Source organism: Streptomyces sp. NPDC059957 (assembly GCF_042730015.1).
Classification (GTDB): Bacteria; Actinomycetota; Actinomycetes; order Streptomycetales; family Streptomycetaceae; genus Streptomyces.
The window spans coordinates 100,095-121,230 of the sequence record NZ_JBHWMB010000018.1 but is presented as its reverse complement, the minus strand read 5'-3'; the positions used below and the strand labels follow the sequence as shown (position 1 = coordinate 121,230).

Below are 21,136 nucleotides of genomic sequence, written 5' to 3'. Positions count from 1 at the left end.
GCCGACGGCCGCCATCCCCAGGCCCCCGCCCCGAGCCGCGCTCCGCACGCCCACCGGTCCCCCGAAAAGGTCGCAAAACCCCCGAAGATCATCTCTGCACCGCGTGTATACACCGAGCGTATACACGGCGTGTATAGTCCTCCGCATGTCCATCAGTCACGCACTCCTCGGCCTCCTGGAGGCCGGCCCCCGGCACGGTTACGACCTCAAGCGCACCTTCGACGAGAGATTCGGCCACGACCGGCCCCTCGCCTACGGGCAGGTCTACTCGACCATGTCCCGGCTGCTGAAGAACGGTCTGGTCGAGGTCGACGGAGTGGAGAGCGGCGGCGGCCCCGAGCGCAAGCGGTACGCGATCACCGACGCCGGCATCACCGACGTCGAGGGCTGGCTCGCCCAGCCCGAGAAGCCCGAGCCGTACCTCCAGTCGACCCTCTACACCAAGGTCGTCCTCGCCCTCCTCACCGGCCGCAGCGCCCAGGAGCTGCTGGACACCCAGCGCGCCGAGCACCTGCGCCTGATGCGCATCCTCACCCACCGCAAGCGCAAGGGTGATCTCGCCGACCAGCTGGTCTGCGACCACGCCCTGTTCCACCTCGAAGCGGACCTGCGGTGGCTCGAACTCACCGCCGCCCGCCTCGACCAGCTCGCCCAGGAGATACGCCGATGACCCCGGCCGGCACGCTGCTCAGCGCCACGGACCTCCGCAAGACCTACGGCACCACCCACGCTCTCGACGGCGCCGAGTTCTCCATCCACGCCGGCGAGGTCGTCGCGATCATGGGCCCCTCCGGGTCCGGGAAGTCGACCCTGCTGCACTGCCTCGCCGGGATCGTCACCCCGGACTCCGGCACCATCACCTACGCCGGACGCGAGCTGTCCGCCATGAACGACGCCGAGCGCAGCGCCCTGCGCCGCGGCGAGTTCGGCTTCGTCTTCCAGTTCGGCCAGCTCGTCCCCGAGCTCACCTGCGTCGAGAACGTCGCCCTGCCGCTCCGCCTCACCGGCGTGAAGCGCAAGCAGGCCGAACGCACCGCCCTGGAATGGATGGAGCGGCTCCAGGTCGACGACCTCGGCGGCAAGCGCCCCGGCGAGGTCTCCGGCGGCCAGGGCCAGCGCGTCGCCGTCGCCCGCTCCCTCGTCACCAACCCCCGGCTGATCTTCGCCGACGAGCCCACCGGCGCCCTCGACTCCCTCAACGGGGAGCTCGTCATGCAGCTGCTCACCGAGGCCGCCCGGTCCACGAACGCCGCCGTCGTCCTCGTCACGCACGAGACCCGCGTGGCCGCGTACTCCGACCGCGAGATCGTCGTACGCGACGGCAAGTCCCGCGACATGGAGCGCGCGGTATGAGTCACGGGACCCACAGCAAGCCCGGCGAACCCGGCGGCCCCGGTGGGAGCGCGCTCGCCGTCTGGATGCGCGACCTCGCTCTCGGCGCCCGCTTCGCCTTCGGCGGCGGCCGCGAGGGCTGGACCCGCACCCTCCTCACCGGCGTCGGCGTCGGCCTCGGCGTCGCACTGCTGCTCGTCACCAGCGCGATCCCGAGCGCCATGGCGGCGCGCGACGCGCGCGGCGAGGCGCGTCAGACGTCCGGCGCACCCCAAATCCGGGACGCCGGCCGCGACACCCTGCTGATCGTGGACGCGGACCAGTCGTACCGCGGTTACGGGGTCGACGGACGGCTCGTACAGCCCGAGGGGCCGGACGCCCCGCTGCCGCCCGGCCTGAAGAAGTTCCCCGGCCCCGGAGAACTGGCCGTCTCCCCCGCCCTCGACAAGCTGATGAAGACCGGCGAGGGCGAGCTGCTGCGCGACCGCCTCGACGGGAAGATCGTCGCGACCATCGGCGACGCCGGCCTGGTGGGCCCCGGCGACCTCTACTTCTACGCGGGGAGCGACAAGCTCGCCGAACTCCAGAAGACCGCGCCCAGCTCCGTCAAGCGGGTCACCGCCTTCGAGATCGCCGTCCAGAAGGAGGCGCTGGACCCCGTCCTCACCCTCCTCGTGGTGCTGACGTTCGTCGCCCTGCTGATGCCCGTCGGCGTGTTCATCGCCGCCGCGGTGCGCTTCGGCAGCGACCGCCGTGACCGCCGGCTCGCGGCGCTGCGCCTGGTGGGCGCCGACGGCCGGATGGTCCGCCGGATCGCCGCGGGCGAGGCCATGGCCGGCTCTCTGATCGGCCTGGTGCTGGGCACCGGCTTCTTCCTGGCCGCCCGGCAGCTCGCCCCGGCCATGGACCTCCACCAGCGCAGCGTCTTCGCCGCCGACCTCAACCCGACCCCCTGGCTGGCCGCGCTCGTCGCGATCGCGGTACCCGGCGCGGCCGTCGCCGTGACCCTGTTCGCCCTGCGCGGCGTGGTCATCGAGCCTTTGGGCGTGGTCCGCACGACGACCCCGCGGGGGCGCCGCATCTGGTGGCGGCTGCTGCTCCCGCTCGCCGGAATCGGCCTGCTGGCCCCGATGATGGGCCGCGGCAACGACGGCGGACAGTTCAACCAGTGGCAGGTCTCCGGCGGCGTGGTCCTGCTCCTCGCCGGCATCACCGTCCTGCTGCCCTGGGTGCTGGAACGGGTCGTCGGCCGGATCGGCGGCGCGGGCCCGGTCTCCTGGCAACTCGCCTCCCGCCGGCTCCAGCTCACCAGCGGCAGCGCCGCCCGGCTGGTCAACGGCATCGCGGTGGCGGTCGCCGGAGCCATCGCCCTGCAGATGCTCTTCGCCGGCACCGAGGCCTCGTACACCCGGGAGACCGGCCAGGACCCGACCCGGGCCTCGCTCTCCATCCTCATGCGCTCCTCCGAGGGCGTGGAGGCCGTCGGCCGGCAGCTGGCCGGGGCCGAGGGCGTCACCCAGGCCGTCGCCCTGACCTCCACCCAGGCCGCGCGCACCCCCGGCACGTCCTACGAGGACAAGTCGATCTCCCTGACGATCGGCACCTGCGCCGCCCTCAGGGAAGTGGGCAACCTGCCCTCCTGCAAGGACGGCGACGCCTTCGTCCTCACCGGCGCCGCTGACTCCGGGGGCATGGACGGTGACACCGCCCGGCCGGGCGAGAAGCTGTTCGCGGGAAACGTCCACGGCAGCGAGGGCGCCCCGCCCACCGCATGGACGGTGCCCGCCGACGCGAAGACCGCACCGGCCCGCAAGGACCCGAACGGCTCGCTGCGCAGCGGCCTGCTCGTCACCCCGGCCGCGGCCCCGAAGGCGCTGGGCGACTTCCAGACCTCGCAGGTGTACGTGAAGCTGGACCCGAAGCAGCCCGACGCCCTGGAGCTGGCCCGCACGGCGGCCTTCAAGGCCGATCCGCTGGCCGTCTCCATGACCATGCAGGCCATCGAGGTCTCGAGCCGGTACTCCTCCATCCGCACGGGCCTCTTCGTCGGCTCCACCTGCGTCCTGATGCTGATCGGCGCCAGCCTGCTGATCTCCCAGCTGGAGCAGTTGCGCGAGCGCAAGAAGCTGCTGTCGGCGCTGGTCGCCTTCGGCACGAAGCGCTCCACGCTGAGCATGTCGGTGTTCTGGCAGACCGCCCTGCCGATCGGCCTGGGCCTGGCCCTGGCCACGGTGGTCGGAGTGGCCCTCGGCGTGGTGCTGATGCAGATGGCCTCCGTCACCCTCCGGATCGACTGGACCTCGATCCTGTCGATGATCGGCATCGGCGGGGGCGTGGCCGTCCTGGTGACCCTGCTCAGCCTGCCGCCGCTGCTGCGCCTGATGCGCCCGGACGGGCTGCGCACGGAGTAGCCCGGCCCGCGCACGCAGCCCCGTACGCCCGCTCCAAGATCCGAAAGAGACGGCCTAGTCCGTCAGCCAGACGGGGAGCGGGCGTACTGCTTCGCGCAGCGCGTCGGCGACGGCACGGAACTCCTCCTCGCGGGCCGTGCCCGTCCGCATGGCCAGCGCGATCCGCCGCGAGGGCGCCGGCTCGGCGAAGTACCCGGTGGCCAGGTGCTCGTTGCGGGCGGTCTCCAGGCGCAGCGCGGTGCGCGGCAGCAGCGTGACGCCGAGCCCCCCGGCGACCAGTTGCACGAGGGTGGACAGCCCGGCGGCGGTCGTGGTGACGTCCGCCCCGGCGGTGCGGCCGGCGTCGTGGCAGATGTCGAGGGCCTGGTCGCGCAGGCAGTGCCCCTCGTCGAGGAGGAGCAACTGCAGTCCGCGCAGTTCCTCGCGCGGGATGTCCTTGCGGCCGGCCAGCGGGTGATCGCGCGGCGCGAGCAGGACGAAGTCCTCGTCGAAGAGCGGCAGTTCGGTGACGCCGGGCACCCCGAGCGGTACGGCGAGCAGGAGCAGGTCGAGCCGCCCGCCGGCCAGCCCCTCCAGCAGTGAGGCCGTCTGCTCCTCATGCACCTGGAGGTCGAGCCGGGGGTAGCGCCGGTGGAAGAGTCCGAGCACGGTCGGCAGCAGGTACGGGGCCACGGTGGGGATCACCCCGAACCGCAGCACCCCGGTGAAGGGGGCCCGTACCGCCTCGGCCTCCTCCAGCAGTCCGCCCATCGCGTCGAGCACGGCCCGCGCGCGGCCCGCGATCCGCTCCCCGGCGGGCGTGAGCAGCACCTTGCGCGTGGTCCGCTCCAGCAGCCGGACCCCGAGCGCCTCCTCCAGGGCGGACACGGACCCGGAGAGCGCGGGCTGGCTCATCCCGATCGCGGCGGCCGCTTCCCGGAAGTGGAGCTGCTCGGCCACGGCGACGAAGGCCCGCAGCTGTGCGAGCGTCGGCTGCTTCGTTCCCCTGTTGCCCACTGCCACCACGGCCATTGATAGGCACCTCCGATCACTGTTCACTAGCGTAGCTATTTCTGCAATCAATGCGGCTGTGTCAGCATGTGAGACACGTCCAACCCCCCGGAAAGCCCCCAAAAGGGTCGCTTTCCTTTCCGCAAGGAGAGCGCGTGCTCACTGTCGGCGACCAGTTCCCCACCTACGACCTGACCGCTTGTGTCTCGCTCGACGCCGGAGCCGAGTTCGCGCAGATCGACCACAAGACCTACGAGGGCAAGTGGAAGATCATGTTCTCCTGGCCGCTCGACTTCACCTTCGTGTGCCCGACGGAGATCGCCGCCTTCGGCAAGCTGAACGACGAGTTCGCCGATCGTGACGCCCAGATCCTCGGCTTCTCGCTCGACTCCGAGTACGTGCACCACGCCTGGCGCAAGGACCACGCCGACCTGCGTGACCTGCCCTTCCCGATGATGTCCGACATCAAGCGCGAGCTCTGCGCCGACCTCGGGATCCTCGGCTCCGACGGTCTCCCGATGCGTGCCGTCTTCATCGTGGACCCGAACAACGAGATCCAGTTCTCCATGGTGACCGCCGGTTCCGTCGGCCGGAACCCCAAGGAGGTCCTGCGGGTCCTCGACGCCCTGCAGACCGACGAGCTGTGCCCCTGCAACTGGAACAAGGGCGAGAGCACGATCGACGCCGGCGCGCTGCTGGCCGGTGAGTGAGCCGATGTCCCTCGACTCCCTCAAGTCCGCCCTGCCGGACTTCGCCAAGGACCTGAAGCTGAACCTGGGTTCGGTCATCGGCAACCAGGACTCCCTGACGCAGCAGCAGCTGTGGGGCACCGTCCTGTCCTGCGCCATCGCCGCGCGCTCCCCGCGCGTCCTGCGTGAGCTGGAGCCGGAGGCCAAGGCGGCCCTGTCTCCCGAGGCGTACACCGCCGCCAAGGCGGCCGCCGCGGTCATGGCGATGAACAACGTCTTCTACCGCACCCGCCACCTGCTCTCCGACGCGGAGTACGGCAACCTGCGCGCGGGCCTGCGGATGAACGTCATCGGCAACCCCGGCGTGGAGAAGGTCGACTTCGAGCTGTGGTCGCTCGCCGTCTCCGCGATCAACGGCTGCGGCCAGTGCCTGGACTCGCACGAGCAGGTCCTGCGCAAGGCCGGCGTGGACCGCGAGACGGTCCAGGAGGCCTTCAAGATCGCTTCGGTGATCCAGGCCGTCGCCGTCACCCTCGATGCCGAGGCCGCCCTCGCCGGCGAGTGACACCCCGAGCACGACGAAGGGCCCCCGCAGCCGCTCCCGGCCGCGGGGGCCCTTTCGCGCACCAGGGCAGCCGTGCGGCGACGGCGGGACCTACTTCCGCAGCTTCGCCATCAGCGCCCGCACGTCCTCGATCATCGCCGCCTCGACCGCGTCCACGTCGACTTCGGCGTCCGAGCCCTCCCCTTCGCCGGGGTACCACTCCACGGTCAGGGTGAAGACCGCCCCGCCGTCCAGCACGGTCAACCGGTCCCCGTCGTCCCCGTAGGACCGGTCGAGCACCGCGCGGTCACCCAGGCCCGGCACCTCGCGACGCTCCCCGGGGTCCATCCGCAGATAGGTGCTGCCGCCCCCGGGGCCGGTGGCGAACTCCGGCCCGGGGTCGGTCTTCTTGTGCAGCTCGACCAGCACATGGGCCCCGTACGAGGCGGACTCTTCCTCGTACATGTGGCCGAACCGGCAGGACGCCCAGTCCTGCGCGGGGCTCTCGCCCCGGCTGGTCTCGTTGTCCTCGAAGGCCTTGCCGGCGACTTCGCCGAGCAACTTGAGCGGGGCGTCCCGGCACAGGTTGGCGGAGTGCCGGTAATCCATGCGCGGCGTGTCGGCGAAACGGTCCTGCGCGGCCAGCGTGCCCGCCCACACCGCCGAGGCGGCCACCATTCCGCCCAGCGCCCACCACCACGGCCTGCGCGGCGCCCGTACGCGCTCGTCCGGAAGGTCCGGTGCGGCCTCCCGCACCTGCTCCGCCGTCTCCCAGCCCCCGTCGATCTCGGGCTCGCCGATCATCCCCGTGTCCCCCGTCCCCCGCGTCCCCGCGCCCGCGGCGCGAGCCACGCCTACCTGCGCAGCGCCTTCATCAGGCCGTGCATGTCGTCGATCATCGCAGCCTGGACCGCGTCCGAATCGGGCTTCGGCGGATCTTGCTCCGGCCCGGAGCCGGAGACCGGATTGCCGTCGCCGTCGACCTCGTCCGGGCCGAACTCCCACACCGTCACGTCGACGGTGAACACCGCACCCCCGTCGAGGACGGCGAGCCGCCACGCATGCTCGTAGTCCATCTCCCAGATCAGCGCCCGCTCCCCGAGCCCCGGCACCGAGCGCGGTTCCGAGCGGCTCATGCCGACCCAGCCCGCGGGCGCGGGAACAGCGCCGAACTCCGGCTCGGGATCGGTCTGTTTGTGCAGGGACATCGAGGTCTGGACGTTGTACGAGAGCCGGATCCCGGGCTTCTCCGAGGGGTCCGTCGAGGTGCCCAGCTGACAGTACGCCTGGTCCACCCCGGGGTGCTCGAACAGCTTCGGGGTGGTGTTCCACCGGATCACCTCGGCCAGCCGGGCCAGCGCGGGCAGCTTCGCCTCGTCGCACAGGCTCAGGGGCAGCCCGTACCGCAGCGGCGGGCGGTCGTCCTGCGGGGTGGCGGTCCACCAGGCGCCCGCCCACAGCGCGGAGGCGAGCAGGGCCCCGCCGAGCGCCCACCGCCAGGGGCGGCGGCCGGGGGGCCGGGACCCCGCGTAGTGCTCCTGCCCCTGCGGCCCCTCGGGCTCCGCCAGGCCGTCCGGCCCCGGCGGACCGAACGAGCCACCGTCAAACTCAGGCTCCGTTATCACCCGTACGTGTCTCCTCCGCCTCGGATGCACTCTGACCGAGGGCCGTCGCGCCGTGCGGCCCGGGGCCGACCGGGGAGAGCCCGTGATGAAGCTGTTCGCGGGAGTAGGCCCGCAGGTACCCGACCACCGTATTGGTGACGGCGACCAGCGGAACGGCGACCACCGCTCCGCCGATGCCGGCGATCAGGCCGCCGGCCGCCACCGAGAGCACCACCGCGAGCGGGTGGACCCGTACCGCCCGGCCCAGAATGAAGGGCTGGAGCACGTGGCCCTCGATCTGCTGCACGGCCAGGACCACCAGCAGCACCATCGTCGCGGTGAACGGCCCCTGGGTCACCAGGGCCACGACCACGGCGAGGACGCCGGAGATCACCGCGCCGACGAGCGGGATGAAGGCGAAGAGGAAGATGAAGACGGCGAGCGGCACGGCCATCGTCACGTCGAGGAAGTACAGGCCGAGACCGATGAACACGGCGTCGATGAGGGCCACCAGGACCGTGCCGCGCACGTACGCGGTCAGGGTCCGCCAGGCGCGCGGACCGGCGCCGGCGACGCCGGGGCGGGCGGCCGCGGGGAGCAGGCCGGTGGTCCAGGTCCAGATGCGCTTGCCGTCGTAGAGCAGGAAGAGCGTGGAGAACATCGCGAGCAGCATGCCCGTCAGCACTTCGACGAGGACCGTGACGCCTTGCAGGCCGGCGGAGGTGATCTGCTCGGTGTTGGTGCCGATGGTCTCGCTGAGGTTCTTCGCGATGTCGTTGATCTGCTTCTCGGTCACGTGGAACGGACTGTCCAGTGCCCAGAGTTTGAGTTCGTTGATGCCTTCGCGCAGCCGTTCGGAGAGCTGGTCCAGGTTGTCCATGACCTGCCAGACCACGAACCAGCCGACCAGCCCGATGACCACGAACCCGAGGATCGCGGTGACGGCCGTGGCCAGCCCGCGGGGCATCCCGAGGCGGCGCAGCCGGACCACGAAGGGCTGGAGCAGCGCGGTGACCAGGAGGGCGGCGGCGAAGGCGAGGACGACCAGGCGGACTTCGCTGATCACCCGCATCAGGACCCAGAGCATCCCGGCGAGCAGCAGCAGCCGCCAGCTCGCCTCCGCGGCGACGCGCATGCCCCACGGGATGACGGACACGGGGTCGGGGCGCACGGGGGTGGCGTAGCCCGCGTGTTCGGTGCCCCGGGTCGCGGGAGCCGGGGAGGCGGGAGCCGGGGAGGGCGCGGGGTCGGAGGTCTCGGCCTCGACCTCGGCGCGCCGCTCCGCGAGCCGGGCCTCGACATGGCTCAGCCTCCTGCCGAGCACACCGAGCCAGCCTGTCTTCGCCATGTCGTTCCCTTCCCCCGCCCTGGACCCGCGTGCCGGGGCACACCTCGAAAGACCGTACACGCGAGGAGCCCCGCACCGTAGGACGGTGCGGGGCTCTTCGGGGTTGAGGTGCGCGGGCGCGCTCTCGAACCGGAGTTCCGGGTTGGCTAGTACCAGTGGTTGGCCTGGTGGAAGTTCCAGGCTCCGCACGGGCTGCCGTAGCGGGAGTTCATGTAGTTCAGACCCCACTCGATCTGCGTGGCGGGGTTGGTGCGCCAGTCGGCGCCCGCCGAGGCCATCTTCGAACCGGGCAGCGCCTGGACGAGGCCGTAGGCGCCCGAGGACTTGTTCACGGCCAGGTAGTTCCAGGTGGATTCCCGGTTGATGATGTTGGAGAAGCACTGGAACTGCCCCGCCGGAACCATCTGCTTGGCGATCGCCTTGACCTGGGCGACCGTGTAGGACGCCTGGGGGGTGAAGGAGGATCCGTCGCGGGGGTTGGAACGGCTGGCAGCCTGCTCCCGCTCCTCGCGCTCCTTCTTCGCCTTGTCGTCCGCGGCCTTCTGCGCCTCGGCCTTCTTCGCCTTGGCGTCCTGGGCGGCCTGGATGCGGGCCGCTTCCTCCGCCGAGCGCTTGGCGTCGGTGTCGGCCGCGTGGGCGATGGTGTCGGCCTGCTGCGTCAGGGACGCGTTCTGAACCTGCGCCTGCTCGCTGACCGGGATGTCAGTGAGGAGAGTCATCCCGGACGCGGTCGTCTCGAGATCGTTCGAGGCGGGGTCGCCAGTGGCAACACCCACGACGGCGCCGACGGTGGTGACAGCGGTGGCCGAAGCCACAGCGAATCCCCGAACCGAGATCCGGCTCACACGGTTTCCTTCCAGCAGCGTCCGCAGTGACCGAGCGGGCGCAATAGTGCCCTCGACACTGGCCTCCGTGGTGGTTCGGTCACTGGAGGCGCGGGCCCGTGGGCAACTCCCTTGCGGGAGTGCCGCGTGATGCTCCGGGCGGCATACGGCGATCGATTGTGGAGTTAGCGGTACTGCGCGCATCTCACGGGAGATACAGGTGTGCCGTATGCGGGGCCTGACGGAAAACAGACTCTGCCGGACCTCGACGCCGCAGGGCAATTCTCCGTTGCGTGGGAAAGGTCACACCTGGCATGTCGCCACTGGTTCGAGCAAACCCCTGTGCGTGGAGGCGCCGCCCGGCTAGGCTCTCTGGCCTTTGCCGGGCGGCGCCAACTCGCCTTCCCGCTATGGGTGTTTTACCTGGTTTGCGGCCCGCGTGGACCGGTGGCCGGGCCCTACAGGTTCTCCAGCATTTCGGTGACCAGCGCGGCGATCGGGGAGCGTTCCGAACGGGTCAACGTGACGTGAGCGAAGAGCGGATGGCCCTTCAGCTTCTCGACCACGGCGACGACTCCGTCGTACCGGCCGACCCGCAGGTTGTCCCGCTGGGCCACGTCGTGGGTGAGAACCACCCGCGAATTGGCCCCGATACGGGACAGAACGGTCAGCAGGACGTTGCGCTCCAGCGACTGTGCCTCGTCCACGATCACGAACGCGTCGTGCAGCGAGCGGCCGCGGATGTGCGTGAGCGGCAGGACCTCCAGCATCCCGCGGTTGAGCACCTCCTCGATGACCGCGCGCCCGGCGACCGCCGAGAGGGTGTCGAACACCGCCTGGGCCCAGGGGCTCATCTTCTCGGAGGCGTCCCCGGGGAGGTAGCCGAGGTCCTGGCCGCCGACCGCGTACAGCGGCCGGAAGACCATCACCTTCTGGTGCTGCCTCCGCTCCAGTACGGCCTCCAGCCCCGCGCACAGCGCCAGCGCCGACTTTCCGGTGCCGGCCCGGCCGCCCATCGAGATGATCCCGATCTCGGGGTCGAGCAGGAGGTCGAGCGCGATCCGCTGCTCGGCGCTGCGGCCGTGCAGCCCGAAGGCCTCGCGGTCGCCCCGTACGAGCTTCACGTTGCCGTCGGCCGTGACCCGGCCCAGCGCCTTGCCGCGCTCGGACTGGAGGACCAGCCCGGTGTGCACGGGAAGTTCCGCGGCCTCCGGTACGTAGAGCCGGTCCTCGGAGAAGAGGAGGTCCACCTGCTCCCCGGAGAGTGCCAGCTCGCTCATGCCGGTCCAGCCGGCATCGGTGATCGCGAGCTCCGCGCGGTACTCCTCGGCGATCAGCCCCACGGAGGAGGCCTTGATGCGCAGGGGGAGGTCCTTCGAGACGACCGTGACGTCGTAGCCCTCGGCCTGGAGGTTGCGAGCGACCGCGAGGATCCGCGAATCGTTGTCCCCCAGCCTGAAACCGGCGGGCAGGACGCTCGGATCGGAGTGGTTGAGCTCGACGCGCAGGGTGCCGCCCAGATCGCCCAGCGGGATGGGTGCGTCGAGGCGTCCGTAGCGAACCCGGAAGTCGTCGAGCAGGCGCAGGGCCTGGCGGGCGAAGTAGCCGAGTTCGGGATGGTGCCTCTTTGCCTCCAGCTCGGTGATCACCACGATCGGGAGCACTACCTCGTGCTCGTCGAAGCGGGAGATCGCGTTGGGGTCTGCCAGCAGGACGCTGGTGTCGAGGACGTAGGTCCGCCTGTCGGGCAGGCGGCTCTTTGTGCTGGTCACCACGGAAGGACGTACCCCCTCGGATGAGGTCGGGCCATGAAGACCGGACCGGTCATCGGCACCCCTGCGCGGGCCGACTTCCGGCCCTCCACTCCGTCCGTGCGAACCGCACGTGCGTCCTGGTGCAAAGGGCCTCCCGGGCGGACGGCCCCATGCCGTCCGCTGAGACTCGACACCCGTGGATCGGGCGTCGACCTGCAAGGGATATTCCCCGAATGGGTCCAGCCATGCCATGGCATATGACGGACGCTCGGTGAATCCCTGGTGAAGGCCTCGCGCGGAGGGTTCCCGGGGGCGCAAAGGGCGTACGGGAACACGGGTACGGCGCGCCACGGAGGAGTCCGGGCGCGCCGTGAGGTGCCGAGGGGGCGTCAGAGACCTGCAGGTCAGGTGCCGTACGGGCACCCTGCCCGGTGGGTCAGCTGCCGTAGCGCCGGTGGCGGGCGGCGTAGTCGCGCAGGGCGCGCAGGAAGTCGACCTTGCGGAAGGCCGGCCAGAAGACTTCGCAGAAGTAGTACTCGGAGTGCGCGCTCTGCCACAGCATGAATCCGGACAGCCGCTGCTCTCCGCTGGTGCGGATCACCAGGTCCGGGTCGGGCTGGCCACGCGTGTAGAGGTGCTCCGCGATGTGCTCGATGTCGAGGATCTCGGCGAGCTCCTCGAAGGAGGTGCCCTTCGAGGCGTGCTCCAGCAGGAGCGAGCGGACCGCGTCGGCGATCTCCTGGCGGCCGCCGTAGCCGACCGCGACGTTGACGAGTATCCCGTCGACGTCGCGGGTGGCCTCCATGGCCTCCTTCAGGACGCTCTGGGTCCCGGCGGGCAGGATGTCGAGGTTGCCGACGTGGTGGACGCGCCAGCGGCCGTCCGCGGCGAGGCCCCGGACGGTGTTCTCGATGATGTTGAGCAGCGGACGGAGCTCGACCTCGGGCCGGTCCAGGTTGTCCGTGGAGAGCATCCACAGGGTGACGACCTCGACGTCCGTCTCGGTGCACCAGCCGAGCATCTCGGAGATCTTGTCGGCGCCGGCCTGGTGGCCCTGCACCGTCGTGCCCCCGGACGCCTTCGCCCAGCGCCGGTTCCCGTCCAGGATCACGCCGATGTGCTTGGGCGTCTCGTCATGGTCGATGCGGCCTTCCACCCGGCGTGCGTAGAGCCTGTACACAGGACGGCGTACCAGGTCGCGCAGCTTCACGATCTTCCAGCCCCTCCGAGCGATACCCCCGTGCGGAATGCGGTGGTCCCCCCGAGTCCTCCACAGACCGCCACATTACTGCGGAGAGGGATCCGGCACCCAACTCGGTCCTGTCACAAGTCCGTGATAGGGAGGACAACGTGACTGAAAACAATCCCTATCGGGCAGAGCCCTCGCGCTACGACTCCATGGAGTACCGGCGCACCGGCCACAGCGGCCTCAAGCTCCCCGCGATCTCCCTCGGCCTCTGGCACAACTTCGGCGACGACAAGTCCCTCGGATCCCAGCGGGCGATCCTGCGCCGGGCCTTCGACCTGGGCGTCACCCACTTCGACCTGGCGAACAACTACGGCCCGCCCCCCGGCTCGGCCGAGCTGAACTTCGGCAAGATCTTCGCGCAGGACTTCGCGTCCCACCGCGAGGAGCTGGTCCTCTCCACCAAGGCCGGCTACCTCATGCACGAGGGCCCGTACGGCGAGTGGGGCAGCCGCAAGTACCTGCTCGGGTCGCTGGACGCGTCGCTGAAGCGGATGGGCGTCGACTACGTCGACATCTTCTACTCGCACCGCTTCGATCCGGACACCCCGCTGGAGGAGACCATGGGCGCGCTGGCGTCCGCGGTCCAGCAGGGCAAGGCGCTCTACGTGGGCGTGTCCTCGTACACCGCGGAGCAGACGGCGGAGGCGGCCCGGCTGCTGAAGGAGATGGGGATCCGTCCCCTCATCCACCAGCCCTCGTACTCCATGATCAACCGCTGGACGGAGGACGACGGCCTGCTGGACACCCTGGAGGAGGCCGGCATGGGCTGCATCTCCTTCGTGCCGCTCGCGCAGGGGCTGCTGACCGGCAAGTACCTCAAGGGCATCCCGGAGGGCTCGCGGGCCACCCAGGGCAAGTCCCTCAACCCGGACCTGCTGTCGGACGAGGTCCTGCGGCGGCTGCACGGGCTGAACGAGATCGCGGCGCGCCGCGGGCAGACGCTGGCCCAGCTCGCGCTGAACTGGGTGCTGCGGGACGAGCGGATGACCTCGGCGCTGATCGGCGCGTCGAGCGTGAAGCAGCTCGAGGAGAACGTGGCTTCCCTGTCCGGTGCACCGCTGTCGGAGCAGGAGTTGAAGGAGATCGACTCCTTCGCGGTCTCCACCCCCGGCGCCAACATCTGGGCCCAGCGCGGCTGACCTGCGCCTTTGCCCGACCCTGCCCCGGCACTGCACGGGGACAAAAAACGGGCCGGTCCGTGGGGGGGATACGGACCGGCCCGAGGGGGGGGGTTCCACCATAACCCTTCGTAAAGCCTGCTGCGCGCATCACCGCGACACGATTACGCTCCGCAGCCGTCCGGGAGCACTGCGCAGAGCCGGAACGGCCCCACACCCCTTGCGGCGCCCGGCCGCAGCCCGTACGGGCCAACGTGCCGGCTTCCCTCCCCAGGGGGACCCCCTCGGGTGCGCCGCCTTGACGCCGAAGCCCGGACCGGGGGTGGGTCGGGGGGGGCCGGGGGTGGATCGGGGCCTAGCCCACCGTGACGTGGACGGGGTCGGTGGTGTTGCCGAAGCGGGTGGTGCCGCCGTCGGTGAAACGGACCTGCCAGTCACCGGAGCCGGTGGGGATGACCGACCTGCGGTAGTAGCCCGTCGAGCCGGTCGTCGACGAGCTGACCTCCTTCCAGGTGGTGGAACCCGTCGGCTTGAAGAAGTAGTGCACCTTCTGCCCCCCGAGCGGCTTGGCCGTGCCCTCCGGGGTCAGCGTGTACAGGGTGCCCTTCATCGTCAGCGCAGAGCCCTTGGGGAGGGTCCGGGGGAGCTTGCCCGGGGCGAACCAGGTGTGGAGCCTGGACGGCTTCAGGAGCTTGGTTCCGGTGCTCGGAGCGACCGTCTTCGACCCGTGGACCCTGAGCCGATAGGCGTTCGCCTGGTACGTCGGTACGTCCGCCGTCACGGAGAAGGCCGTACCGAACGCCCTGGACGCCGTCCGCACGGTCACCCACTCGCCGTCCGCCCGCAGGGCCTCGACGAGGATCGTCGCGTCGGCCTCGATGGTGCCGTCGACCAGGAGCGCCTTGCCGGTGAACCGCAGCTTGCCGTCGGAGGTGGTGGTCAGCTTCTCCTCGGTCATCCGCGTGGTGTTGTTGACCTTGGCGATGGAGAGGGACCCCCTGGTGGAGGTCTCCAGCCAGGGCCCGTAGGTCCAGACGTTCCAGGTGCCGGGCTGCTCCACCCTGGCCAGGACCCTGAAGCTGCCGTCGGCCCTGGTGGCACGCCCGCTGAGGTAGTTCGTGCAGCTCGCGGGGGCGACGCACTGCCCGTGGGTGTTGTGCCCCGCGCCGACCGGCTTGACCGTGCCGTCGTCGGCGAGGCGGGTCATCTTGCCCGGGAACCAGTTGTAGCCGTAGTCCAGGGTCAGGCCCTTGGTCGGCCCGGTCATCGTCACGAAGGCCTTCTGCGGCTTGATCTTGAGGGCCGCGTGCCCCTCTCTGTGGCTCAGGTCGTCGCCGAACTCCGCGGTCAGCTCCAGAACGCCCTCCGTGCCCGTGGCCGAGAAGGGGATGGAGTACCGGCCGTCGGCGTCGGTCTTCCCGGTGAAGGAGTTCGTCGAGTAGGTGTAGACCTTCACCCGTGTACCGGCCACCGGTACCCGGGCGCCGGTCTTCGGGTCCTTGGCCGTGACCCGGCCGGTGGCCACCGCACCCCGGCTGTCGAGGGTGAACTCCTGCTTGCTGGAGGCGATGTCGATGACGGCGTCCGGGCCGTAGAAGAACTTCTGGCTGCCGGACCGGCTGCCTTCCTGACCGGTGACCGGGTCCTTGGCGTGCAGGTCGACCTCGTAGAAGCCCACCGCGTCCAGCACGATCGGGTCACTGTCCCAGTAGCGGTAATCGCCCTCGGAAAACATCTTGAACGTGGTGATGCTCTGCACGACCTCCGTGGTGCCGGCCCGGCGGACGTCGAGCCGCACCGGATCCATGTTGGTGTCGTCGAGCGTCGCCTGGTACCGGTCGAAGCCCAGCACCTCGACGATGGGCAGGGGCAGACCCGCCCTCTCCCCCGTGGTCCTCGCGGCCGGCTTCTTGCCCGCCGGAGCAGAGGCAGGAGTCACTGCGGCGGCGGGCGCGTCCGAGGGAGCCGGCGCGGCCACGGCCCCCACCGCGCCGGACACCGCGAGGACCACTGTCGTACCGACCACCGTCAGCAGGCTGCTGATTCCGCGCACAAATCCCCCATGTACATGCTTCGTTGTCTCGATCAACGAATCCGCATGCCATGACTCACCGGGCCGCACGATGGTTGTACGCGACCCCGCTCGGCGCGTTGCCGACACCCCCTAGGGTGGCCCGCATGGGGAAGACGGAACGGTGGCGCGACGGCAGGGCCACGCTCTACGTCGACCGGGGTGCGGGGCCGGGAAGGCCCGCGGGGCATGCGGAGGCTGCGGGGCATCCGGGGGGCCTGGAGCCGCTGGAGCGCCCGGAGCTCCCGGAGGTGCCCGTGGAGGTGCCTCTGGAGGTGCCCGTGGAGGTGGCCGCCTCCTACCGGGCCCGCACCCGCGGCCTGCTCGGGCGGGACGGCATCGAAGGGGCGATGCTCCTGACCCCGGCGTCGAGCGTGCACACCTTCCGGATGCGCTTCGCCATCGACGTGGCCCACCTCGACCGCCGGCTCACCGTCATCGCGCTGACCACCATGGCCCCCGGCCGGCTCGGCCTTCCCCGGCTGCGCGCCCGCCACGTCCTGGAGGCCGAGGCAGGCGCCATGGCCGCCTGGGGGCTGCGCGTCGGCTCCCCGCTCCGGGTCCGTCTCACCACGCGCTAGGCGGGGCCCCGCACCGGCGGTAGGTTGGGGCGGTTGAGCTGGGGTGTGGCAGGGGAGCGGCATGACCGAGAACGCGCGCATCAAAGCGCTGGAGCAGATCATGCCGGCGACCCACGGAGCCGACGAGGACATCGACTGGCAGGCGGCCGAGGCCGTCTGGGGCAACCGCTTCCCCGCCGATTTCATCGCCTTCATGGGCCGCTTCGGCGCGGGCTCGATCAACGGCGAGGCCAGCGTGCTGCTTCCGCTGCCCAAGCCCGGACTCCAGTGGGACCCCGCGCAGATGGCGGAGGAGACGGCCAATGCCCGCCAGGTCTGGGAGGCGGAGGGCGGCCGGGCCGCCTTCGACGTGGACCCGGAGTCGATCCTCGCCTGGGGCGTCACCGGCGGCTCCGACATCCTGTGCTGGCTGACGACCGACCCCGACCCCGACCGCTGGCCCGTACTGGTGGTGGGCCGGCACACCGCCGACTCCTTCGCGGTGTACCCGTACGGCATGGCCGAGTTCCTCTACCTGCTGTGCTCCGACGAGTTCGACGTGAGCCCGGTCAGCATCACCTTCTGGGACGGCGGCCACCTCAGCTTCGTGCACTGGCGCAAAGCCCAGCGCCGCTGGCAGGAGGGGCGCAACCCCGAAACGGGCGAGCCCGATCCGTACGCGGGCGACTTCGCGGACTGAGACCCCGCCCGCTCCCCCGCTGTCCCTCCCCCCACCCCTGCGACGGCTTCCGACCCGTTCCACCGCGCTCCGTGGCCGGAAACGGGTGTTTCGGCATGTCTACGCGCGTCCGAATTGTTGATCACATATCGGAAAACACCATTCTGAAATGCCGCACTTGGAGCATTGAACACAAGTGTCGACCCAATGGAACCAACCGCCCTCCCTCAGGAGAGAATTCCGGCCAACGGGCCACTGAGGGACACCGCAGCCCGGAGTAACTCATAAGTAATAACGGGACTCAAAAGAAAACCAGGGGAATACACCCGTGCGACGAAGAATCTTCGACGCGGCCGCCACCACGGTCGTGCTCGGTCTGCTGATACCGCTGGCCGGCTGCGGCAGCTCCGGCGGAAGCGCTGATGACAGCGGTACCCTCCGCCTCGTCGCCGCCGAATACGGCGACACCTCGACCAACACCAGTTCCAAGGTTTTCTGGGACAAGGTGACGGCTGATTTCACCGCCTCGAACCCCGACATCAAGGTCCAGGTCCAGCTCCTGCCGTGGGCCGACATCGACCGTGAAGTCTCCCGCATGGTCAAGGACGGCAACGCCCCGGACATGGCCCTCATGGGCGGCTACTCGGACTTCGCCGCGCAGGGCAAGCTCTATTCCGCGCCCGAGCTCCTCTCGGTCAGCGCCGAGGCGAACTTCCTGCAGCCCCTCTCCGACGCCGGCTCCGTCCAGAGCACCCTCTACGGCCTGCCCTTCGTGGCGAGCAGCCGCCTCCTCTTCTACAACGAGAAGCTGCTCACCGACGCCGGGGTCATCCCGAAGGGCTCCAAGGACGGCTGGAAGCCCAAGACCTGGGCGGACCTGAAGGCCGCTGCCACCGCGCTCAAGGCCGATGGCGTGAAGACCCCGCTCGCGATGCCCCTGGGCCCGGAGGAGGCGCACGCCGAGGCGATGATCTGGGAGCTCAGCAACGGCGGCGGCTACGCCGACAACAGCGGCAACTACAGCCTGGCCTCCGAGCAGAACATCATGACCTTCAAGTGGATCAAGGAGCACCTGGTCGCCCCCGGGCTGGTCGGTCCCGTTCCCCCGTCCGAGCTCAACCGCGCCGACGCCTTCGCCGCCTTCGAGCGCGGCGAGGTCGGCATGCTCAACGGCTACCCCCAGCTCGCCCACGAGGCGCGCGCCAAGGGGATCACGGTCGGTGCCGTCGCGATGCCCGCCTCGGACATGCTGAACACCGGGGAGGTCCCGCCGAACGTGGGCGTGGCCGACTGGATGATGGCCTTCAAGCAGAACGGCCACCGCGAGGAGATCGGCAAGTTCCTGGAGTTCGTCTACCGGGACAAGAACCTGTCGGACTTCGCCGGCCGCTACCACCTGCTGCCGTCCACCGTCTCGGCGTCCCGGACGATGGGCGGAGCCTCGGGCATGGACAAGAACGACCTGCAGTTCCTGAACGCCCTGCGCGGTGCGCAGCTCTACCCGGTCAACGACCCGTCCTGGGTGGTCATCAGTGACACCATCAAGCGCAACATCGGCCGTGCCGTTGACCCCGGCGGCGACCCCAAGGCCGTCCTCGAGGAGATCGCCTCCAAGGCGAACGAGGCCAGGAAGGCCCGCTGACGCGCGGCCCCGCCTCCGCAGAAGTACCCCCGAAAGCCCCTGCCGAAAGGGACCTTCGCCCCCTGCCGCGCCCCACCCCGCGCGGCATCATGGCTGGTACGGCCTTGATCCAAGGCCGAGGCCCAGTCGCCCGCAAGCGCCCACAAGGCGCGCGGGGCGGCCGGCCCACCTCCTTCGCCCGCCCCCCCTGGCCATGCGGCTCGACTAGCTCGCGCCCTGGTTCTTCGGGGTGAAGGCCGTGCGGTACTGCTCGCAGCTGGAGTCCCACTGCAGGGACCCGGTGAGGGTGCCGTAGCCGGTACGCGTCACCGACCATTCCACCGTGTACTTCCCGGTGTCACACGTGATGCGCTTGCCGCCGGCGATCTTCGTACGGCCCGTCGCGGGCCGGTCCTTGAGCTCCTGGCGCACCTGCGCCACCTCGCCGCGCCGGGCGTCGCGCAGGACGGCGTGCAGGACGAACACCTGCTTGCCGTCCTTCGTCGTCAGCAGCTTCTTGACCCCCTGCGAATCCGACACCGACCACGCGAACTCGTATCCGGGCTCCCAGGCCAGGGTGGTGGGGTCGCCGACCTTGCGCTCGTACTCCTCGGCGCCCTTGGGGCCGGGGCGGGTGACGGTCTTGTACTGGATCCCGGGGTGGAAGCGGAACTGAGCCTCCACCTTGTGCATGTCGTCCTTGGTCCACAGCGACTTCATCTTCCCGTCCCCTCCGCTCGGGTCCTGCAGGTAGGACGCGCCGTCCGCGGCGGTGGCCGCGCCGCCCGAGAGGGCCGGGGCGAGGGCCGCCGCTGCGGCGGCGAGGGCGAGGGCGACGGTGCGGGTGCGGTTCATGCCCGGACCAACGGGACCCTCCGGCGGGCCGGAACGACACCGGGCGCCCTTTCACCCGTACGGGATCCGGCCGGGCTTGCGCGCGCGACCAGGGAACACCTCGGGCGCCGCCGGAGCGTCGACCCTCACCCGTTCGCCACCGGACGGCATGTCAGGCGGCCGCTGCGGGTCAGGCGCTGGGGCCGGTGACCACGGGGAAGCCGGTGGGCCGGCCCTGCTCCTTCAGCCAGGCCAGGACCTGGTCGAGGGCCTCGACGCTCTGGGTCCGGTCGCCGCCGCCGTCGTGGAAGAGGACGGTCGGGCCGTTGCCTATCTCGGCCTTGACGGTGCCGACGATCGCCGCGACGCCCGGCTTGCTGAAGTCCTTGGTGTCGACGTTCCAGCCGAGCGGGCGCATGCCGTTGGCGGCTGCCAGGGCCCGGCTCTCGGGGGTGAACGCGCCGCCGGGGGCCCGGTAGTACTCCACCTTGGCTCCGCCGCCCGCGGCGTCCTCGATCTGCTTCTTCGCGTCGAGGATCTGCTGCTGCTGGTAGGCGAGCGGCTTCTTGTCCATCCCGGTGTTGTGGTCCATCGTGTGGTCGCAGAGCCGGTGGCCGCCGGCGACGACCTTCTTGACCAGGTCGGGGTGGGCCTTGGCCTGCGGCCCGATCATGCAGAAGACCGCCTTCACGTCGTACTTCTTCAGTACCTCGAGCACCTTCGGGGTCCACTTGGGGTCGGGTCCGTCGTCGATGGTGATGTTGACCGCGTCGCCGCCCTTCTCCGACGCGTGGGCTATGCCCTCCGGGACCTGCCCGCCCGGCTTCCCGGGCGCCTTCGGCTCGCCGTCGCCACCCCCCTGCGCCAGGTCGTCGGACTGCCGGGAGACGGGGCGGTGGTTGATGTCGTGGCCCGGGTCGACCAGCGCCGTAACCCCCCACGCGGTCGCGGCCACCGCGACCACCGCTCCGACGACGGCGATCCGTGCCTTCGTACCCCGCATCTGCGTGCGCGTCATGAACCCCATGTGCTGTCTCAACTCCCCATATCGACGTCCGCCGTGTGAGCTCGCACTGGTCAGGACGTCGGTCGGGGATGCGGGGTTCCAGCCGAATGGCCCATAAATTCCGGGTTGCAGGACTTTGGTCCTTGATCGTCCCGAATTCCGTCCCGAATTCCGTCCCGACTGAAACCGAGGACGAACGGACCGGCCTCATACCGGACATCCCGGCCCCAAGACCCGGGCTCGAGCCGGAGGTTCACCCACAGGGTCCGGGGGCGGAGGCCCCGAAGGGTCCGGGGCGGAGCCCCGGTTTCGGAAAGGGGCGGGGTGGGGGAATGCCCCGCGCAGCGGCCCACCACCGGCCCGCGGCCGACCGCCGACGCCGGCCCACCCGGCCCGGCCCCGCCCGGGGTACGACAGTGGGGCAGGGGGGGGGGGGGGGGGAAGGGCACCAAAGGAGAGGAGAACGAAAACCCACGACGGAAAACAAAAGTAAGAAAAGAAG

The 21,136-nt window shown here is 70.4% G+C and carries 19 protein-coding genes; 9 read left to right on the top strand and 10 right to left on the bottom strand.

Annotated elements, in window-relative coordinates; genetic code table 11:
- Positions 1–145: 145 nt before the first annotated feature.
- Genes ACFWBW_RS14965 through ACFWBW_RS14955 form a run of 3 tightly spaced genes read left to right on the top strand, consistent with a single transcriptional unit; the run spans position 146 to position 3,743 of the window.
- Positions 146–670 carry a PadR family transcriptional regulator gene (locus ACFWBW_RS14965; RefSeq protein ID WP_385372299.1) on the top strand — a complete coding sequence of 175 codons (525 nt, stop codon included), beginning with the start codon at positions 146–148 and terminating at the stop codon, positions 668–670.
- Positions 667–1,353 carry an ABC transporter ATP-binding protein gene (locus ACFWBW_RS14960; protein ID WP_266880873.1) on the top strand — a complete coding sequence of 229 codons (687 nt, stop codon included), beginning with the start codon at positions 667–669 and terminating at the stop codon, positions 1,351–1,353. Before ACFWBW_RS14965 ends, ACFWBW_RS14960 begins: the two co-directional genes overlap by 4 nt.
- A complete protein-coding gene (locus tag ACFWBW_RS14955) occupies positions 1,350–3,743 on the top strand; it encodes an FtsX-like permease family protein (protein ID WP_385372295.1) in 2,394 nt (797 codons plus the stop codon). The genes ACFWBW_RS14960 and ACFWBW_RS14955 overlap by 4 nt, the downstream gene beginning before the upstream one ends.
- 54 nt (positions 3,744–3,797) lie before the next feature.
- Here the strand turns inward: ACFWBW_RS14955 and ACFWBW_RS14950 are convergent, their stop codons facing one another.
- Positions 3,798–4,754: a hydrogen peroxide-inducible genes activator gene (locus ACFWBW_RS14950; RefSeq protein WP_385372292.1), complete on the bottom strand. Its 957-nt coding sequence runs from the start codon at positions 4,752–4,754 to the stop codon at positions 3,798–3,800.
- Between the two features lie 134 nt (positions 4,755–4,888).
- On the opposite strand from ACFWBW_RS14950, the gene ACFWBW_RS14945 reads away from it, so the two are divergent.
- Both ACFWBW_RS14945 and ACFWBW_RS14940 read left to right on the top strand, forming a co-directional pair.
- Entirely contained in the window at positions 4,889–5,443 is a 555-nt protein-coding gene (locus ACFWBW_RS14945) for a peroxiredoxin (protein ID WP_385372289.1), read from the top strand.
- A 4-nt stretch (positions 5,444–5,447) separates the two neighbouring features.
- On the top strand, positions 5,448–5,987 hold the full coding sequence (locus ACFWBW_RS14940) for an alkyl hydroperoxide reductase (RefSeq protein WP_385372286.1): 540 nt from the start codon (positions 5,448–5,450) through the stop codon (positions 5,985–5,987).
- Between the two features lie 90 nt (positions 5,988–6,077).
- Here ACFWBW_RS14940 and ACFWBW_RS14935 read toward each other — a convergent pair whose 3' ends face one another.
- From ACFWBW_RS14935 to ACFWBW_RS14910, 6 genes are all read right to left on the bottom strand, one after another.
- Entirely contained in the window at positions 6,078–6,770 is a 693-nt protein-coding gene (locus ACFWBW_RS14935) for a hypothetical protein (protein WP_385372283.1), read from the bottom strand.
- 50 nt (positions 6,771–6,820) lie between these two features.
- Positions 6,821–7,591, bottom strand: coding sequence for a hypothetical protein (locus ACFWBW_RS14930; RefSeq protein ID WP_385372280.1), 771 nt, complete (start codon positions 7,589–7,591; stop codon positions 6,821–6,823).
- Positions 7,575–8,918 (bottom strand): AI-2E family transporter, encoded by a 1,344-nt coding sequence (locus ACFWBW_RS14925; protein WP_385372277.1) that lies wholly within the window; start codon positions 8,916–8,918, stop codon positions 7,575–7,577. Before ACFWBW_RS14925 ends, ACFWBW_RS14930 begins: the two co-directional genes overlap by 17 nt.
- Positions 8,919–9,064: 146 nt before the next feature.
- Positions 9,065–9,763 (bottom strand): transglycosylase SLT domain-containing protein, encoded by a 699-nt coding sequence (locus ACFWBW_RS14920; RefSeq protein ID WP_385372275.1) that lies wholly within the window; start codon positions 9,761–9,763, stop codon positions 9,065–9,067.
- A gap of 437 nt (positions 9,764–10,200) precedes the next feature.
- A complete protein-coding gene (locus ACFWBW_RS14915; RefSeq protein WP_385372272.1) occupies positions 10,201–11,517 on the bottom strand; it encodes a PhoH family protein in 1,317 nt (438 codons plus the stop codon).
- Between the two features lie 415 nt (positions 11,518–11,932).
- Positions 11,933–12,706, bottom strand: coding sequence for an isoprenyl transferase (locus tag ACFWBW_RS14910; RefSeq protein ID WP_327254716.1), 774 nt, complete (start codon positions 12,704–12,706; stop codon positions 11,933–11,935).
- 140 nt (positions 12,707–12,846) lie between these two features.
- Between ACFWBW_RS14910 and mgrA the strand changes: the two genes are divergently transcribed.
- Complete coding sequence (gene mgrA / locus ACFWBW_RS14905) at positions 12,847–13,884, top strand: L-glyceraldehyde 3-phosphate reductase (RefSeq protein WP_385372269.1); 1,038 nt, start codon at positions 12,847–12,849, stop codon at positions 13,882–13,884.
- A 334-nt stretch (positions 13,885–14,218) separates the two neighbouring features.
- On the opposite strand, the gene ACFWBW_RS14900 is transcribed toward mgrA, so the two are convergent.
- Positions 14,219–15,916: a hypothetical protein gene (locus ACFWBW_RS14900; protein WP_385372266.1), complete on the bottom strand. Its 1,698-nt coding sequence runs from the start codon at positions 15,914–15,916 to the stop codon at positions 14,219–14,221.
- Between the two features lie 125 nt (positions 15,917–16,041).
- On the opposite strand from ACFWBW_RS14900, the gene ACFWBW_RS14895 reads away from it, so the two are divergent.
- The 3 genes from ACFWBW_RS14895 to ACFWBW_RS14885 all read left to right on the top strand — a co-directional run bounded on the left by ACFWBW_RS14895 (position 16,042) and on the right by ACFWBW_RS14885 (position 18,815).
- A complete protein-coding gene (locus ACFWBW_RS14895; protein WP_385372263.1) occupies positions 16,042–16,515 on the top strand; it encodes a DUF192 domain-containing protein in 474 nt (157 codons plus the stop codon).
- Between the two features lie 61 nt (positions 16,516–16,576).
- A complete protein-coding gene (locus ACFWBW_RS14890; protein ID WP_385372260.1) occupies positions 16,577–17,194 on the top strand; it encodes an SMI1/KNR4 family protein in 618 nt (205 codons plus the stop codon).
- Positions 17,195–17,501: 307 nt separating this feature from the next.
- Positions 17,502–18,815, top strand: a complete 1,314-nt coding sequence (locus tag ACFWBW_RS14885) for an extracellular solute-binding protein (RefSeq protein WP_385372258.1) — start codon at positions 17,502–17,504, stop codon at positions 18,813–18,815.
- 204 nt (positions 18,816–19,019) lie between these two features.
- Here the strand turns inward: ACFWBW_RS14885 and ACFWBW_RS14880 are convergent, their stop codons facing one another.
- Both ACFWBW_RS14880 and ACFWBW_RS14875 read right to left on the bottom strand, forming a co-directional pair.
- Positions 19,020–19,649 (bottom strand): hypothetical protein, encoded by a 630-nt coding sequence (locus tag ACFWBW_RS14880; RefSeq protein ID WP_385372256.1) that lies wholly within the window; start codon positions 19,647–19,649, stop codon positions 19,020–19,022.
- A 169-nt stretch (positions 19,650–19,818) separates the two neighbouring features.
- Positions 19,819–20,646, bottom strand: coding sequence for a polysaccharide deacetylase family protein (locus ACFWBW_RS14875; protein WP_385372253.1), 828 nt, complete (start codon positions 20,644–20,646; stop codon positions 19,819–19,821).
- Between the last annotated feature and the right edge of the window lie 490 nt (positions 20,647–21,136).

Coding starts and splice junctions, on each gene's coding strand:
- ACFWBW_RS14955 (WP_385372295.1), top strand. CDS start 1,350: ATGAGTCACGGGACCCACAGCAAGCCCGGCGAACCCGGCGGCCCCGGT.
- ACFWBW_RS14880 (WP_385372256.1), bottom strand. CDS start 19,649: ATGAACCGCACCCGCACCGTCGCCCTCGCCCTCGCCGCCGCAGCGGCG.
- ACFWBW_RS14965 (WP_385372299.1), top strand. CDS start 146: ATGTCCATCAGTCACGCACTCCTCGGCCTCCTGGAGGCCGGCCCCCGG.
- ACFWBW_RS14960 (WP_266880873.1), top strand. CDS start 667: ATGACCCCGGCCGGCACGCTGCTCAGCGCCACGGACCTCCGCAAGACC.
- ACFWBW_RS14940 (WP_385372286.1), top strand. CDS start 5,448: ATGTCCCTCGACTCCCTCAAGTCCGCCCTGCCGGACTTCGCCAAGGAC.
- ACFWBW_RS14895 (WP_385372263.1), top strand. CDS start 16,042: ATGGGGAAGACGGAACGGTGGCGCGACGGCAGGGCCACGCTCTACGTC.
- ACFWBW_RS14875 (WP_385372253.1), bottom strand. CDS start 20,646: ATGACGCGCACGCAGATGCGGGGTACGAAGGCACGGATCGCCGTCGTC.
- ACFWBW_RS14925 (WP_385372277.1), bottom strand. CDS start 8,918: ATGGCGAAGACAGGCTGGCTCGGTGTGCTCGGCAGGAGGCTGAGCCAT.
- ACFWBW_RS14950 (WP_385372292.1), bottom strand. CDS start 4,754: ATGGCCGTGGTGGCAGTGGGCAACAGGGGAACGAAGCAGCCGACGCTC.
- ACFWBW_RS14935 (WP_385372283.1), bottom strand. CDS start 6,770: ATGATCGGCGAGCCCGAGATCGACGGGGGCTGGGAGACGGCGGAGCAG.
- ACFWBW_RS14890 (WP_385372260.1), top strand. CDS start 16,577: ATGACCGAGAACGCGCGCATCAAAGCGCTGGAGCAGATCATGCCGGCG.